Genomic DNA, 15981 nt, shown 5'->3' with positions numbered 1-15981 from the left:
TATTATAAATTTTTTATTTTTTTTTTGAAATATAGACAATAGTTTTTTTTTATTTTCTTTTCATATTTTTTATGAATTTATTTTTTTTAAAATATTTCTTTATTTTTTTTTAAATTTTTACGTTTAAAAAAAATTGTTTTTATATTTTTAATTCTTAATTTTTTTAAATTTTTATATTTTTTTAAAGTTTAAATTTAATTTTTTTATATAAAAATATCATTTTGATAACACTAGAGAAAATGTTTATTAATTAATATTAATTTAGTATAAATTGTTTTTTTAAAATATTTTTAATTTAATATTTTTTTTAAATATTTTTTTTTCATTTGGAAATAAAACTTTTATTTGTATGATTTTTCTACTATCAGAAATAGAAACAATAAAAAGATGTTTTTTAATGGATATTTTTTCTCCCTTTTTTGGTAACCTACCTAATTTTTTCATAATTAAACCTCCTATCGTATCTACTTCTCGATCATCGAATTGAGTTTTGAAAATTTTATTAAATTCCTTTATTTCAATTAATCCAGGTATTGTGAAAGATCTTTTGTTTATTTGATGTATTGTTAACATTTTATTTTTATCATATTCATCTTTAATTTCTCCTACAATTAGTTCTAAAACATCTTCGATTGTTACTAGTCCAGAAACTATTCCAAATTCGTCGATCACAATTGATAGATGACATTTTTTAGATCTAAATTCTTTTAGCATTAAATTAACATTTTTACTTTCTGGGACTACAATAGCTGGACGTAATATTTTTTTTATATGGAAATTTTTTGAATTTTTTTGCATAAAAGGTAATAAATCTTTTGCAATTAATATTCCTTTAACATAATTTTTATCGTTACTCATTACAGGATATCTAGAATGTGAAGATTTAATTATGGTGTTTATACAAGTTTTAAAATTACAATGAAAATCTAAAGTTATCATTTTTGTTCTTGGTATCATAATTTGATGTACTCTTTTTTTATAAATATTTAGTACACCCTCTAACATATTTCGAGTATCTGAATCAATAATTTTATTTTTTTTAGAATTTTTAATAATTTCAATTAGTTCTTCTTTGTTGTTTGGATTTTCATTTTTTGTTTGATCAAATAAATTAGAAAAAAAACTTCTTTTTTTTTTTTTTTTTCGTTGTAATAATTATTACTCATTATATTTATTTTTACTCATTGTAAGATTTAGTAAAAATGATTATTGATTGATATTATATGGTTTTTCAAAACCTAAAGATAGTAGACATTTGGTTTCTAAATTTTCCATTTTTTTTCTCTCGTTGTATTTAAGATGGTTAAATCCTAGTAAATGCAAACCTCCATGTATTATAATATGAGCCCAATGTGAATTAATTGATTTTTTTTGTATTTTTGCTTCTTCTTCAATTATTTCTGTACATGCAATTAAGTCTCCTAAGAAACAAGATTTATTTTTTTTATTTTTATTAAAATAAGAAAAAGATAAAATATTGGTTGGTTTATTTTTTTTTCTATATAAATAATTTAGATTATGTATTTCAGGTTTATCGACAATTCTAATTGTAATTTCTATAAATTTTTTTTCTTTATAGATAGTTTTTAACCATAAGATAAAATCTTTTCTTTTTGGTATAGAATTTCTGTTCATACATACTATTTGAAGATTTAAATTTAAATTTTTCATTTTTTATTATTTTTAAAAGATGGTTTTTTGTTAAAAGTTTATTTTTTATACAGTATATCCATATAAATTATGAGTGCTAAAACTAGTTATTTTTACTTTAGTAAAATTACCAATTAATTTTTTTTCCCCTTTAAAGAAAACATTTCTATTATTTTCTGTTTTCCCTTTAAGATTAAAAATTTTATTTTCTGATTCTTTTTCTACAAGAATTGTTTTTTTTTTGTTTAACATTTTTTTACTCCAGAAAAGTGTTTGTTCATTTATTTTTTTTTGTAAGAAATATAGTCTTTCCTTTTTTTCTTGAATAGATGTTAAGTCTTTCATTTTAGAAGCTGGAGTTCCTGGTCTTTTAGAATATATAAAACTAAAACTCATATCGAATTTAATTTCTTCTATTATTTTAATTGTTTCTAAAAAATCTTGTTCAGTTTCTCCTGGAAAACCTACTATAAAATCAGAACTAATTTGAATATTTTTTCTTATATTTATTAATTTATTTACTATTTCTTTATATTCTTGAATAGTATGTAATCTTTTCATTTTTTTTAAAATTCTATTTGACCCACTTTGTATAGGTAAATGTAAAAAATTAACAATTTTTTTTGTTGTTTTATATACATTTATAATGTCATCTGTAAATTGAAATGGATTACTAGTTGTAAATCGAATTCTGTCGATTCCATTAATTTCTGCGACCATTTGTAATAATTCAGAAAATTTACACATTTTATTGTATCTTCCAATTCCTAGATAAGAGTTGACGTTTTGTCCTAACAAATTTATCTCTCTTACTCCATTTTCTGAAAGTTGTTTTATTTCTTTTAAAATATGATTAACGGGTCGGCTAATTTCTTTACCTCTAGTAAAGGGAACAATACAAAAAGAACAGTATTTATTACAACCTTCCATTATAGAAACAAATGAACTTATTTTTTTTTTTATTATTTTTGTTTCTTTTTTGATTTTAAATTTTTTAAATGTATTAAAAGAAATATCTATAATTAAATTGTTTGAATAATGAGCCATCTCAATCATTTTTGATAATTTATGTAGAGTTTGTGTCCCAAATACTATATTGATATAATTTGCTCTTTTATAAATTTTTTTTCCTTCCTGAGTAGCTACACATCCTCCTACAGCAATTATTGTATTTGGTTTTTTTTTTTTTATTTTTTTCCATCGTCCTAATTGATGAAAAACTTTTTCTTGGGCTTTTTCTCTTATTGAACAGGTATTTAATATAAGAATATCAGCTTTTTCTGGATTTTTAGTAATTTTATATTTTTTAGTAGTTAATTGTTTTTCGATTAATTCAGAATCATACTCATTCATTTGACAACCCCAAGTTTTTATATAAAATTTTTTGTTCATTTATAACTCCTTTTTATAATTATTTTTTGTATTTTAAAAAATTTTATTTACAGCATATTTTAAAGAATAGTTTTTTTAATTTTTGATTTTTTAAATTATTTTTATTTATATTGCAACTTCAGCTGGTATATGAGGATAAGGATTGTAGTTTTCAAATTTAAAATGTTTAGATGTGTATTTAAATAAAGATTTTGGACATGGGTCTTTAATAATTAGATTTGGTAATTTTTTTGGAGTTCTTTCTAATTGTATCAATGCGCTTTTTAAGTGATTTTTATATAGATGTATATCTCCACCTGTCCATAAAAGATCTCCTACTTTTAATTTACATTGTTGTGCTATCATATGGGTAAGTAATGCATAACTTGCTATATTGAAGGGGAATCCTAAAAAAATGTCACAAGATCTCTGATATATTTGGCAACTTAATTTTTTATTTGTAACGTTTAATTGAAATAAAACATGACAGGGTGGAATAGACATTAATGGAATTTCTGCAGTATTCCAACTAGAAACTAACATTCTTCTAGAATTAGGTGAATTTATTATTTCTTTTAAAATTAATTGTAATTGATCGATTGATTTTCCATTATAGGTTTTCCATTTTCTCCATTGTTCACCATAAATAGGCCCTAAGTTTCCTTTTTTATCAGCCCATTCGTTCCAAATAGATATATTATTTTCGTTTAGATATTTTATATTTGTATCTCCTTTTAAAAACCATAATAATTCATGTATTATAGAAGGTAAATGGCATTTTTTTGTTGTAATTAATGGAAAACCTTTGTTTAAATTAATTCGGATATGATGACCAAAAATGGATAGCACTCCAATTCCAGTACGATCTGATTTTTTTTTTCCAGTATTTATAATTTTTTTTAGTAATTTAAGATATTTTTTCATTTTTTTATTTTTAAATTAGTTATTAGGTATATTCCCAAAAAAAACATTGGTATTGATAAAATTTGTCCCATAGTAAAATTGTTAAATATAAATCCTATTTGAAAATCTGGTTCTCTGAAAAATTCCAGAATAAATCTAATAACTCCATAAAAAATAAGAAAAAAACTGGTTAATAAACCTTTTTTAAGTTTTTTTTCTTTGAGTTTGTAAAATATGATAAATAAAAATATTCCTTCAAATAAAAATTCATAAATTTGAGATGCATGTCTTGGTAAATTGTTAAATTTATTAAATATTATTAATAGTTCTGGTTTTTTTTTTGCTATTTCGAAATCGAATGGTCTAGCTTTAGGAAATAGAAAAGATACTAGAATTTTTGTATTTACTCTTCCATATAATTCTCCATTTATAAAGTTTCCAATTCTACCGAGAGCTAATCCAAATGGTATTATAGGTATAATAAAGTCAGATATTTCAAAGAATTCTTTTTTTTTTTTTATACAGAAATATTTTATTCCTAAAATTATTCCTAGTAATCCTCCATGAAAAGACATTCCTCCATTCCAAATTTTTGGAATAGAAAAAATTTTTTCCATAGTTGTTTGAGTATCATAAAAAATTATATATCCGATTCTTCCTCCAATAATCATGAATAAAAAACAATAAAATATTAAATCTTCTATTTCTATTTTTTTTAATTTTATTTTTTTATTTTTTAAATTTTTTTTTACATACCATAATGCAAATGTTAGACTAATTAAATAAATAGTTCCATACCAGTATATTGATACTGGTCCTATAGATAGTATTATTGGATTAATTATTGGAGTTTTTATTAAATAGTGTTTCATTATTTCTTTTAATTTTTTTAGATTTTTTCTAACATTAACATTTCTTTGAATGTTTGTCTTTTTCGAATTATTCTGAATTTTTTATTTTCTATTAGTATTTCAGGAATTAATGGTCTACTGTTGTAATTTGATGACATAGATGCACCATAAGCTCCAGTATCATGAAAAATCACATAATCTCCTATATCTAATTTTGGTAATAATCTGTGTGAAATCATTTTTTTTTTAGTTTGTGTAAATATATCTCCTGATTCACATAAAGGACCACCAATAATAGTTTTTTCCATTTTTTTAGATTTTTCTTTATTTCTTTTAATAATTGATATATGGTGATAACTACTATATAATACAGGACGTATTAATTCGTTAAAACCTACATTAACCAATGTATATTTTTTTTTTCCCATTTTTTTAATTGATCTAACTTTTGATACTAAAATTCCTGATTCAGCGACTAAAAATCTTCCTGGTTCAATTTCTAGTTTGATTGGATTACCTATGTATTGAGAAATTTTTTTTCTAGTTTTGTCCCAAATATTAAAAAAATTGTCTACATTAAATTTTTTTTCATTAAGTTTATATGGAATTGACAATCCTCCTCCAGTAGAAATAAATTTTATTTTTTGTTTAAAATTAAAAATTGTTTCTATCATTTTTTTACATACTTTTTTTAAATTATTAAAATTTATTCCTGATCCGATGTGCATATGTATTCCAACTAGTTTAAATTTATACTTTTTTATATAATATAAACTTTTTTGAATGTTCCATATTCCATGTTTACTGTTTTCTCCTCCAGTATTGGTTTTTTCATTGTGTCCATATCCGAATTTTGGATTAATTCGTAACCAAATTTTATGTCCTAGAGATAATTTTCCTAATTGTTCTAACATATTTATAGATCCAATATTTACGGTTATGTTTAATGAAACAATTTTTTTTATAAGTTTATTACTTTCAAATAAGTCTGATGTAAAAACGATATCTTTTTCTGGGTTATATCCTGCATAAATAGCTCTTTCTATTTCTCCTTCAGAAACAGCATCAACTTTAACGTTGTTTTCTTTCATAAATTTTAAAATATGTATATTAGAACATGCTTTTTGAGCAAATCGAATCGAATCGAATTTTTTAAGTTGTAAGATTCTATCTTTTATAATATTACTATCATATATCCATAAAGGAGTTTGATATTTTTCAATTATTTGTAATATATATTTTTTATTTAAATTTTTTGAATTATTTTTCATATAGGTATCTTAATTAGAAATAATATTTTTATTACTAGATCGCATAGTTGGAAATAGAATAATATCTTTGATGTTTTTTTGATTTGTAAAAAACATAATTAATCTATCAATTCCTATTCCAATTCCTGCTGTAGGAGGTAATCCATGTTCTAAAGCAGTAATATAATTAGAATCGTAATTCATAACTTGTTTATATCCAATTTTTTTTAGTTTAGATTGTTCTAAGAATCTTTTTTTTTGATCTTCAGGATCATTTAACTCTGAAAAACCATTAGCTATTTCAAATCCTCCTAAAAAAAATTCAAAACGGTCTGCCATTTTCTTTTTTTTATCGTTTCTTCTAGATAGAGGAGATACTTCAATAGGATATTGAGTTATAAAAGTAGGTGGAATTAATTTTTTTTCAATTATTTTTTCAAAAATTTCGTTAATTAATTCTCCAATTTTCCAATTTTTATTTATTTTAATTCCTAGTTTTTTTGATTTTTCAATCAATTTATCGAAGTTTTTTAAATCTAATTTTTTTATACTAGGAACATATTTTAGAATAGATTCTTTCATTGTAAGCTGATTATATGGTTTTGAAAGGTCAAATTCTTGATTTTGGTATTTTATTACTTTTGTACCAAATACTTTATTTGAAATATTTTGTAATAATTTTTTTAAAATATTCATCATATCTTTATAATTAGCATAAGCCATGTATAATTCTAACATGGTAAATTCTGGATTATGTTTAAATGACATACCTTCATTTCTAAAATTACGGTTAATTTCGAAAATTTTTGTAAAACCACCAATGATTAATTGTTTTAAGTATAGTTCTGGAGAAATTCGTAAATACATACTTGTATGATATGTGTTATGATAAGTCATAAAAGGACGTGCTGTTGCACCTCCAGGAATTGTATGTAACATTGGAGTTTCTACTTCTAAAAATTGGTGATGATTCATAAATTTTCTTATTTCTGAAATTATTTTTGATCTAATTATAAATTTTTTTTTTGATTTTTCATTGGTTATTAAATCTAGATATCTTTTACGAAAACAAATTTCAGGATCTGATAAACCATGATATTTTTCTGGTAAAGATCGTAGAGATTTTGTTAGTATATTTACTTTGTTACAATATATAGATAACTGATTGGTTTTTGTTCTGAATAATTTTCCTTCTACGCTAATTATATCTCCTATATCTGTGTTTTTTATAAAAGATTTATATTTTTTATGATGAAAATCATCGTTTTGTCTGACATAAATTTGTATTTCGTGTAAATTATCTTGTATTGATAGAAATGTTGCTTTTCCAATAATTCTTTTTTGTAGGATTCTTCCAGCAATTTTAATTTTTATTTTTAATTTTTGGAGATCTTCTTTATTAAATTGAGAAAACTTTTTTAAAATTTTTTCAGCAGTGTAGTTTGGTTTAAATTTGTTTGGAAAAGAAAAACCTTTTTTTTTCATTTTATTTAGTTTTTCTAATCTATTTTTATATTCATTTTTTTTGTTTTTTTTTAATTCTAACATTTGAGAAATATCCTATAATCCAAGTTGTAGGTTAGATAAAATAAATAATTCTAAATTTCCATTTAATATTTCGTCTATTTTTCTGGTTTCTATTCCAGTCCTTAAATCTTTAATTCTAGATTGATCTAATACATATGAACGAATTTGTTGTCCCCAACTAATATTAGATTTTTTATTTTCTATATTTTTTTTTTTAATTTCTTCTTTTTTATTTTCTAATTGATATAGTTTTTCTTTAATTTGTTTTAAAGCTTGTTCTTTATTTTTATGTTGAGATCGACTTTTTTGACATTGTGTAATAATTCCTGTAGGTAAGTGAGTAATGCGAACTGCTGATTCGGTTCTGTTTACATGTTGTCCTCCAGCTCCAGATGATCTATAAACATCAATTCGAAGTTCAGATGTATTAATTTTAATTTCTTCATTTTTATAAATATCAGGATATACAAAAATTGAGCAAAAAGAAGTATGTCTACGGTTTCCTGTGTCGAAGGGGCTTTTTCTAACTAATCGATGTATTCCACTTTCTGTTCTCATCCATCCAAAACAAAATTTTCCATAAATTTTAATAGTTGTTGATTTGATTCCAGTAATTTCACCCATTGTTTGTTCAATAATTTTAGTTTTGAATTTTTTTAGTTCACACCAACGCAAATACATTTTAAGAAGAATTTGAGCCCAATCTTGAGATTCAATACCTCCGGAACCAGGCTGTATATCTATATAACAGTTGCAGTTATCATTTTTTTTTGTAAAAATATGTATTTTTTTTACTTTCTGAATTTTTTTTTCTGTTTCTAAAATTTCTATTTTGATTTCTTTATACATAGAAAAATCAGAAGTATCTTTTGTAATTTCAAATAAAAATTTAATGTCTTTAATAGAATTTTCAATTTTTTGTATAGGTTTAATAATTTTTTCTAAAAAAATTTTTTTTTCGTATAATTTTTTTATTTTTTTAGATTCATTCCAATTTTTTATGTTATTTAGTTTTTCTAAAACTATTTTTAATTTTTCTTTTTTTCTTTCGTAATCAAAGGTTCCTCCAAAGTTTTTTTGTTTTTTTATTAATTTCTATAATTTTATTTCTTATTGAATTACTTTCTGACATAATCATTTTCTCATATTTATTTTTTATATTTTTAATTAATCTTTTTTTATTTTATCAGTGTTTTTTTAAATGAGAAAATATTTTTTTAAAATTAAAAAATTATATTAATTGCTTTTTTTTTAAAAATTGGAAATTATTAATTATGATTAATATTAAAAAAAAATTCGTATATTCTTCTTTTCAAAAGATACCAGATACTTTCATTGTTTTAAGTGATTGGTCTTGTGTATTTATTAGTGGTCCAGATAGTGAAAAATATTTACAAACACAATTGACAGTTGATGTATCTTCTTTTGAATCTGAGAAACATTATATTTCCGCATATTGTAATAATAAAGGAAAAGTTTGGAGTATTTGTAAAGTATTTCGATATAAAAACGGTTTTCTTTGTATATTTAGAAAATCTGTTGTAAAAAGAATAATATTAGAACTTAAAAAATACTCGATTTTTTCTGATGTTAGTATCGTTGAAGAAATTAATTTAATTTTAGTTGGTTTAATAGGAAAAAACATAAAAGAAACACTAAAAGATTATATTAATACATTTTCTGAAGAAAAAATGATTGAACATTTTAACTTCATGAGTATTCTTAAGTTTAAAAAACCAATAGAACGATTTTTATTAATTTCAAATAGATCTTTTTTTAATATTTTTAAAAAAAAGATTATTAAAAAACTATCAATTAGTTCTTCTGTTCAATGGAATTCTTTAGAAATTGAATCTGGGTTTCCTATAATTGATTATGATATGATGTTGAAATTTTTTCCTCAAGATGTTAATTTAGATTTATTAAATGGTATAAGCGTTAAAAAGGGTTGTTATTTAGGTCAAGAAATTGTAACAAGGATTCATTATAATAAAAATAATTCAAAAAGATTATATTGTTTAAAAGGAATTTCATCAGAAAATAAAATTAAGGTTAATTCTATTTTGAAAATTAAATTTGATGAAAAAAAATTTAATTCTGGTTTAGTTTTATTTACATTTAGAACATACGATGGTTATCTTTGGATACAAGCAGTATTTACAAAGAAAATATTACTAAATAAAGAAATTTATATATTTGACTTGAAAAAAAATTTTTTAGTAGTTTGAAATAAATAAACCTGTAAGTTTATTTGAATTTAAAATAATTTAATAATATGAATCGAGAAGGTATTTTATTTATTATTTCTGCTCCTAGTGGAACTGGAAAATCTAGTTTGATTAAAGAATTTTTAAAAAAAAAAAAAATATTAAATATCAGAGTATCAATATCTCATACTACTAGGAATATTAGACCAGGAGAACATCAAGGAGAACATTATTATTTTGTTTCTATAAAACAGTTTAATAATATGATAAAAAATAATTTTTTTTTAGAATATGCAAAAGTATTTAATCACTACTATGGTACATCTAAAAAGAATATATATAGATTTTTATCAAATGGAATCCATGTTCTTTTGGATATTGACTGGCAAGGAGCTAAACAAATTCGTTCTGTTATAGAAAGAACTTGTAGCATTTTTTTGCTTCCACCATCTAAAAAAGAATTATATAGAAGATTAAGAAATAGAAATCAAGATAGTGATTCGGTAATTTATAATCGTATGAATTTGTCAATTTCGGAAATAATGCATTATAAAGAATATGATTATGTTATTATTAATGATAATTTTAATTTAGCTGTTTTGGAATTAGAACTAATTATTCAGTCTGAAAGATCATGTATTCGTTATCAAAAAAAAAAATATGATTTTTTGATTAAAAAGTTATTAAAAGAAAAATTATTATTGAATAAATAATTTTTATATATAGAAAAATTATTTTTTTTTAAAAAAATCTTCAATAGAATTGAAGATTTTATTTTTAAATTTTTTTATTGTTTTTTTTGTCTTTTAGAAACTCTTCTTTCATTTTCTGTTATTTGTTTTTTTCTGATTCTAATAGAATTGGGAGTGATTTCAACTAATTCATCTTCGTTAATAAAACTTAAGGAATTTTCTAGATTCATTTTTTGTGTATTGATCAAATTAATAGCTTCATCAGTACCAGAGGCTCTCATATTAGTTAACTTTTTACCAGTTAGACAATTTACGGTTAAATCATTAGAACGATTATGTATTCCAATTATTTGTCCTTCGTATATTTTTTCCCCGTGGTTTATTAGTAGTTTACCTCTTTCTTGTAAATTAAATAAAGAAAATGCAACAGCGGATCCTGTTTTATTTGCTATTAGTACTCCATTTTTTCGATTTTTAATTTCAATTTGGTTGTTAACATTTTTATAATGACTGAAAGAGGAATAAAATAAACCAGTTCCAGAAGTAATATTTAAGTATTCTGTTCTAAATCCTATTAATGTTCTACTAGATAATAAATAATCTAATCGTATTCTTCCATTTTTATGAATTGTCATATTTTTTAGTATTCCTTTTTTTTCTCCTATGAAGTTCATAACTACTCCTTGGTGTTTGTTTTCTATATCTAAAGTTACGTTTTCAAACGGTTCTTGTAGAACTCCATTTTTTCTTGAAAATATAACTTTAGGTCTAGAAACTTCTAATTCAAATCCTTCTCTACGCATGTTTTCAATTAGTATTGATAAATGCAATTCTCCTCTTCCATGTACGCAGAACGTATTAGAATTCTCTGTTTTTTCTATTTTTAAAGCAATATTATGTATTATTTCTTTTTTTAATCTTTTATAAATTTGATGAGATGTAATGTACTTTCCTTCTCTACCAGAAAAAGGAGATTTGTTTACTGAAAAATACATTTTAATTGTTGGTTTATCTATTTTTAATTTTGGTAATGGTTTTATTGTATTTATTTCACAAATAGTATCAGAAATGTTAATTTTTTCTAATCCTGTAATTGCTACTATTGATCCTGATAATGCAGAATCACAAGGAACTCGTTTTAAACCCATATAATTCAATACTTGTTGTATTTTTCCAGTTTTAATTAAACCGTTAGTATTAACTATGTTTACTTGTTGGTTGTTTTTTATTTTTCCTTGTTTTATTCTTCCAATTCCAATTATTCCAAGATAATTATCATAATCTAATTGAGAAATTTGCATTTGTAGTGTTTTATCATAATTTTTTTTGGGTGCTGGAACATTATTTATAATTGTTTCATATATTTCATTCATATTATTTTTTATTTTATCTAGATTTTTTCCAGAATTTCCTTGAATAGCAGAACAATAAATAATTGGAAAATCTAATTGTTTTTCATTTGCATCAAGTTCTATAAAAAGTTCGAATACTTGATCTATAACCCAATTTGGACGAGCATTATCTCTATCAATTTTGTTAATTATAACAATTGGATTTAATCCATATCCAAAAGCTTTTTTAGTAACAAATCTTGTTTGAGGCATAGGTCCTTCAGTAGCATCAACTATTAATAGAACTGAATCAACCATAGACAATACTCGTTCTACTTCTCCTCCAAAATCAGAGTGACCTGGAGTATCTACAATATTTATATGATATCCATTCCATTGAATTGCAGCATTTTTAGATAAAATAGTAATTCCTCTTTCTTTTTCTAATTCGTTAGAGTCTAGTATTCTTTCTTTTTTTTCTTCGTGTTCTTTAAAGGTACCAGCTTGTTGTAGCAATTTATCAATTAAAGTTGTTTTTCCATGATCTACATGGGCTACAATAGCTATATTTCTTAAATTTTGATTCATGATTAATAATAATCCTTTTTATTTTAGTAAAATTTTATTAAATAAGGTTGTTTTTGTTTTTTTTTGTATTATTATTTTACAATATTATAAATAGTTATTAACTAAAAAAAAACTTATTGATCAGTTTTTTTAAATTGTATTATAGTCTATTTTTTTATTAGGAGTTTTTTATTGTTTAAAAAATACCAAAATACTATTTTTTTAACTAGTGTAGTTAATGTAGGAAAGAAATATTTGTTTAAATATGGGAAAGAAGTTGCTTTTTTAGGTTTTTCCAATTCTGGAAAATCGAGTTTAATAAATTTTTTATCTAATAAAAACTTTTTATCTAGAACTAGTAACAAATTAGGTTGTACTAAATCAATTAATTTTTTTGAGATTTTTTCTGGATATCGTTTAGTAGATTTACCTGGATATGGTTATTCTAAATTGTCAAAAAAAGATAAAAAAAACATAAACAACTTAATTAGAATATATTTAAAACATAGTACTTGTTTAGTAGGTGTTTTACTTATTGTTGACATTAGACGTTTGTTGCGTGATCTTGATTTTTTAATGATCAATTATTTAATTAATAACAAAAAACGTTTTTTTATTATTTTAACTAAATCTGATAAATTAAAAAAATGTTTATTAAATAAACAATTATTAATTTTAAAAAAACAGATTTCTTGTTTTTTTTATAAAATTGATATAGTTATTATTTCTACTAAAAAAAAAGAAAATATTAAAGAACTTAAAAAAAGAATCAATAATTTTTTTTTAAATAATATTGCTAAATTAAAATAATTAATTCCATTTCTCTTTAATTTTAATAGGAAATTTTAATTTCCAACTATTTTTAAATATTTTATAAATTTTTTTTATTAATTTAATATACTCTTTTTTTAATTTAAAAAAAAATAATTCATCGTTTTTTTGAAAGAGTATTTTTATTTCTAAAGGATATTTTTTTTATAATTAGTTGATTAATATTTATTATTTCTATTTTTGGAATATTTGAAATTAATCCTTGTACTGGAAGATTTATGGTTTTTTTTTTGATTTTTGAATAGAATTATTTTTTGAATTGATGTTTTTGATATTAATTTTCCTTCCAGATAAGGTTTTTATGTATCTTATTTTTTTTTAATTATTTTTTTTTAAAATAGGTATTTTATTTATTTTTTTAAAGTATATTTTTTTGAATTTTTTTAGGCTAGTGTTTAATTCCATAGATAATCAAAAGTTAATAGTTTTATAAATTAAAAAAATTTATAGTTTTTGAGAATTTTTTTATTAAAATATTTTTTATTTTTTTAAATGTTTTAGAAGATATAAAAAGATGAAATTCTTTAATTTTTTAAAATTTTTAATTAGTTTTTTTTGTTATTTGATAAATTTTTAGTTATTTTTAATTTAATTTGAGAATAATTAGTTGAAAGAATATATTTTCTTTACTTTTGAAATAAAAAATTTTCTTATTTTTTTCTTCTTTATTTTTTATAGGAATTTTTTTTAGATTTAGAAATTCAGAAGAAATTTTTTTATTAATTATTACTATTTCAGTAATAAAAAGTATTTATTTTTTTTTTATTTATTAAATTTGTTAATTTTTAATATAGTTGGATTTTATTTTTTTAAAATTGGATGTTTTAAGATATTTTTTAGAAAAGGATTAATTTTAAATAGTTTTTTTAAAATTGATTCATGAATTGATATTTTTCATTTTTTTTTAATTGCGATTTTTTTTAATAAATATTTTATTTATTTGAAGAAAAATAAAATTTTTCTTTTTCTAATTTTTATATAATATTTCTTATATTTAGTATTTTTTATTTATTTAGTTGTTTTTCTAGTTTTTTTTTATCTATTGAATTTTTTTATTTCTATTTTAGCAATTACTAATATAATTAGAATATTAATTTTTTCAAATTTTTTATTTTTTTATTTTTTTTTAATAAAAAAGTTAATTTTTTTATATGATAAAAATTTTATTTTAGATTTTTTTTTAAAAATAGAAAATAAGTTAAAAATTTTTATTTTTTTAAATAATTTTTAAATTTATTTTCTTTAATTTATTAATTTAAAACTATATTTATTTTAAAAATGCATTAATTATGTTTTCCCAATTTTTAAATTCATATTTTTTTAATAATAAAGTTATTTTTTTTATATTTATATTTTTTAGCTTTAGTTCTTTTTTTTTTATTTTAATTGGAACATTGGTATTAATAGTAGCAAGTTTTTTAGATAGAAAAGCTTTTTTTTTATTATTTTTAATGATTTGTTCAATATTTTTTGATCTTTTTATTGGTAAATTAGATATTTTTTTAATATTTTTATATATTTCTTTTAAAGAATCAAAATTTTCTAATAATAATATTGCTGTTTTTTTTCCTATTCCTCTAATTCCAGGTATATTATCTGATTTATCTCCTATTAATCCTAAAAAATCACATATTTGTTTTGGAAAAACTCCGTATTTTTTTTTTATATCTATAATTCCGAGAATTGTTTTTTTTGTTCCGTCGATTATTTTTATTTTTTTAGATACTAATTGAGCCATGTCTTTATCTTTAGTGCTTATAAAAGTTGAATAATTTTTTTTTTCATACTTTTTGCTAAGTGTTCCAATGACGTCATCTGCTTCGAATTTAGAAATTACTACTACTGGAATTCCTAAATATTTAATAATATTTATTGTATTTGAAATTTGTTTTTGTAATGGTAAAGGCATTTTTTTTCTATTAGATTTATATTTTGAAAAAAGTATTTTTCTAAAATTTTTTGCAGGTGAGTCAAAAACAACAATCAAGTTTTTAGGATTATATAAAAAAAACATTTTAGAAAGCATATTAATAAATCCAAATATTGCTCCAGTAGGTTCTTCTTTTTTATTTTTAAAAGTAGGGAAAGTATAATAAAATTTATATAAATAATATGTACCGTCGATTATTATAATTTTTGATTTTTTCATTTTTTTATTAGATATTTAATTATGTTAGTATATTCTAAAATAAAATTTTTTATAGAATCAGTATTTAGAGATTCTGTTAAAATCAAATATTTTCCATTAATAATAATTTGAGGAACATAGGACAAATAAACTTTCTTTTTTTGTTTTTTGTTTTCAGAAATAGCATTTAGTACAGAATAACTCTTCCATAATTTATCGTATTCTTTGTTTGAAATTTTTGTTTTTTTTATAAATATTTTTTTTATTGTTTTAAAGTTTATTTCATTTTTTTTTTTATTCACGAATTCAAATATTGGTAAGATGATTTTTTTTTCTGCATGTATAAGTTTAGCTATAGACCACATATGAGTTAATATTTTTTCTTGTTTGTTTTTAAAAAATTCTAAATGATAAGAATTTATTTTTACATTGTTATTTAGATTTGAATAGAGATTTAGTTCTTTTTTTAATTGATAGCAATATCTACAATTAAAAGAAAAATATTCAGTTATAGTAGTAGCATTTTTTATTCGATGAGGAAGTTTAATATAATGTTTTCCTTCTATAAAAGTTTCTGAATTTACTTTACATGAATATATTAAAATAATAAAAAAAATTATTTTTTTCATAGTTTTCCTATATATAGTAATTATTAAAAAAGATATATTTTTTT

At 20.9% G+C, this 15981-nt stretch carries 13 protein-coding genes and 1 pseudogene; 3 read left to right on the top strand and 11 right to left on the bottom strand.

All coding sequences use genetic code 11. The features are described from left to right. Positions 1 to 279: 279 nt before the first annotated feature. The 8 genes and pseudogenes from AB4W66_RS01840 to prfB all read right to left on the bottom strand — a co-directional run. Positions 280 to 1131, bottom strand: a pseudogene (locus AB4W66_RS01840) (HlyC/CorC family transporter); the annotation flags it as partial. 75 nt (positions 1132 to 1206) lie between these two features. Next, positions 1207 to 1671, bottom strand: coding sequence for an rRNA maturation RNase YbeY (gene ybeY / locus AB4W66_RS01835; RefSeq protein WP_367674748.1), 465 nt, complete (start codon positions 1669 to 1671; stop codon positions 1207 to 1209). Positions 1672 to 1716: 45 nt separating this feature from the next. Continuing rightward, positions 1717 to 3042 (bottom strand): tRNA (N6-isopentenyl adenosine(37)-C2)-methylthiotransferase MiaB, encoded by a 1326-nt coding sequence (gene miaB / locus AB4W66_RS01830; protein ID WP_367674747.1) that lies wholly within the window; start codon positions 3040 to 3042, stop codon positions 1717 to 1719. A gap of 105 nt (positions 3043 to 3147) precedes the next feature. Beyond that, a complete protein-coding gene (gene thyA, locus AB4W66_RS01825; protein ID WP_367674746.1) occupies positions 3148 to 3945 on the bottom strand; it encodes a thymidylate synthase in 798 nt (265 codons plus the stop codon). Beyond that, positions 3942 to 4796, bottom strand: coding sequence for a prolipoprotein diacylglyceryl transferase (lgt, locus tag AB4W66_RS01820; RefSeq protein WP_367674745.1), 855 nt, complete (start codon positions 4794 to 4796; stop codon positions 3942 to 3944). The genes thyA and lgt overlap by 4 nt, the downstream gene beginning before the upstream one ends. Before the next feature lie 17 nt (positions 4797 to 4813). Further along, entirely contained in the window at positions 4814 to 6046 is a 1233-nt protein-coding gene (gene lysA, locus AB4W66_RS01815) for a diaminopimelate decarboxylase (RefSeq protein WP_367674744.1), read from the bottom strand. Positions 6047 to 6055: 9 nt separating this feature from the next. Further along, complete coding sequence (gene lysS, locus AB4W66_RS01810) at positions 6056 to 7573, bottom strand: lysine--tRNA ligase (RefSeq protein WP_367674743.1); 1518 nt, start codon at positions 7571 to 7573, stop codon at positions 6056 to 6058. Positions 7574 to 7585: 12 nt separating this feature from the next. Then, a protein-coding gene (gene prfB, locus AB4W66_RS01805; protein WP_367674742.1) for a peptide chain release factor 2 occupies positions 7586 to 8684 on the bottom strand; the annotation gives its coding sequence in 2 pieces (ribosomal slippage) (positions 7586 to 8608 and positions 8610 to 8684; 1098 coding nt in all). A gap of 142 nt (positions 8685 to 8826) precedes the next feature. Between prfB and ygfZ the strand changes: the two genes are divergently transcribed. Then, positions 8827 to 9780, top strand: coding sequence for a tRNA-modifying protein YgfZ (ygfZ, locus tag AB4W66_RS01800; RefSeq protein ID WP_367674741.1), 954 nt, complete (start codon positions 8827 to 8829; stop codon positions 9778 to 9780). Positions 9781 to 9827: 47 nt separating this feature from the next. Beyond that, complete coding sequence (gmk, locus tag AB4W66_RS01795) at positions 9828 to 10472, top strand: guanylate kinase (protein ID WP_367674740.1); 645 nt, start codon at positions 9828 to 9830, stop codon at positions 10470 to 10472. 74 nt (positions 10473 to 10546) lie between these two features. On the opposite strand, the gene typA is transcribed toward gmk, so the two are convergent. Further along, positions 10547 to 12370 carry a translational GTPase TypA gene (typA, locus tag AB4W66_RS01790; RefSeq protein WP_367674739.1) on the bottom strand — a complete coding sequence of 608 codons (1824 nt, stop codon included), beginning with the start codon at positions 12368 to 12370 and terminating at the stop codon, positions 10547 to 10549. A 171-nt stretch (positions 12371 to 12541) separates the two neighbouring features. Here typA and yihA point away from each other — a divergent pair, with 171 nt between their 5' ends. Continuing rightward, entirely contained in the window at positions 12542 to 13159 is a 618-nt protein-coding gene (gene yihA, locus AB4W66_RS01785; protein ID WP_367674738.1) for a ribosome biogenesis GTP-binding protein YihA/YsxC, read from the top strand. Between the two features lie 1288 nt (positions 13160 to 14447). Here yihA and AB4W66_RS01780 read toward each other — a convergent pair. Further along, positions 14448 to 15329: a 5'-3' exonuclease H3TH domain-containing protein gene (locus AB4W66_RS01780; RefSeq protein WP_367674737.1), complete on the bottom strand. Its 882-nt coding sequence runs from the start codon at positions 15327 to 15329 to the stop codon at positions 14448 to 14450. Further along, entirely contained in the window at positions 15326 to 15937 is a 612-nt protein-coding gene (locus AB4W66_RS01775; RefSeq protein ID WP_367674736.1) for a DsbA family protein, read from the bottom strand. The genes AB4W66_RS01780 and AB4W66_RS01775 overlap by 4 nt, the downstream gene beginning before the upstream one ends. Between the last annotated feature and the right edge of the window lie 44 nt (positions 15938 to 15981).

This window comes from Buchnera aphidicola (Tetraneura ulmi), from assembly GCF_964058925.1.
In the GTDB taxonomy this organism is placed as follows: Bacteria; Pseudomonadota; Gammaproteobacteria; order Enterobacterales; family Enterobacteriaceae; genus Buchnera_D; species Buchnera_D aphidicola_B.
Note: the sequence above shows the minus strand (reverse complement) of the source record. Positions and strands in the feature narration are given on the sequence as shown.

Coding starts and splice junctions, on each gene's coding strand:
- ybeY (WP_367674748.1), bottom strand. CDS start 1,671: ATGAAAAATTTAAATTTAAATCTTCAAATAGTATGTATGAACAGAAAT.
- miaB (WP_367674747.1), bottom strand. CDS start 3,042: ATGAACAAAAAATTTTATATAAAAACTTGGGGTTGTCAAATGAATGAG.
- thyA (WP_367674746.1), bottom strand. CDS start 3,945: ATGAAAAAATATCTTAAATTACTAAAAAAAATTATAAATACTGGAAAA.
- lgt (WP_367674745.1), bottom strand. CDS start 4,796: ATGAAACACTATTTAATAAAAACTCCAATAATTAATCCAATAATACTA.
- lysA (WP_367674744.1), bottom strand. CDS start 6,046: ATGAAAAATAATTCAAAAAATTTAAATAAAAAATATATATTACAAATA.
- lysS (WP_367674743.1), bottom strand. CDS start 7,573: ATGTTAGAATTAAAAAAAAACAAAAAAAATGAATATAAAAATAGATTA.
- ygfZ (WP_367674741.1), top strand. CDS start 8,827: ATGATTAATATTAAAAAAAAATTCGTATATTCTTCTTTTCAAAAGATA.
- gmk (WP_367674740.1), top strand. CDS start 9,828: ATGAATCGAGAAGGTATTTTATTTATTATTTCTGCTCCTAGTGGAACT.
- typA (WP_367674739.1), bottom strand. CDS start 12,370: ATGAATCAAAATTTAAGAAATATAGCTATTGTAGCCCATGTAGATCAT.
- AB4W66_RS01780 (WP_367674737.1), bottom strand. CDS start 15,329: ATGAAAAAATCAAAAATTATAATAATCGACGGTACATATTATTTATAT.
- AB4W66_RS01775 (WP_367674736.1), bottom strand. CDS start 15,937: ATGAAAAAAATAATTTTTTTTATTATTTTAATATATTCATGTAAAGTA.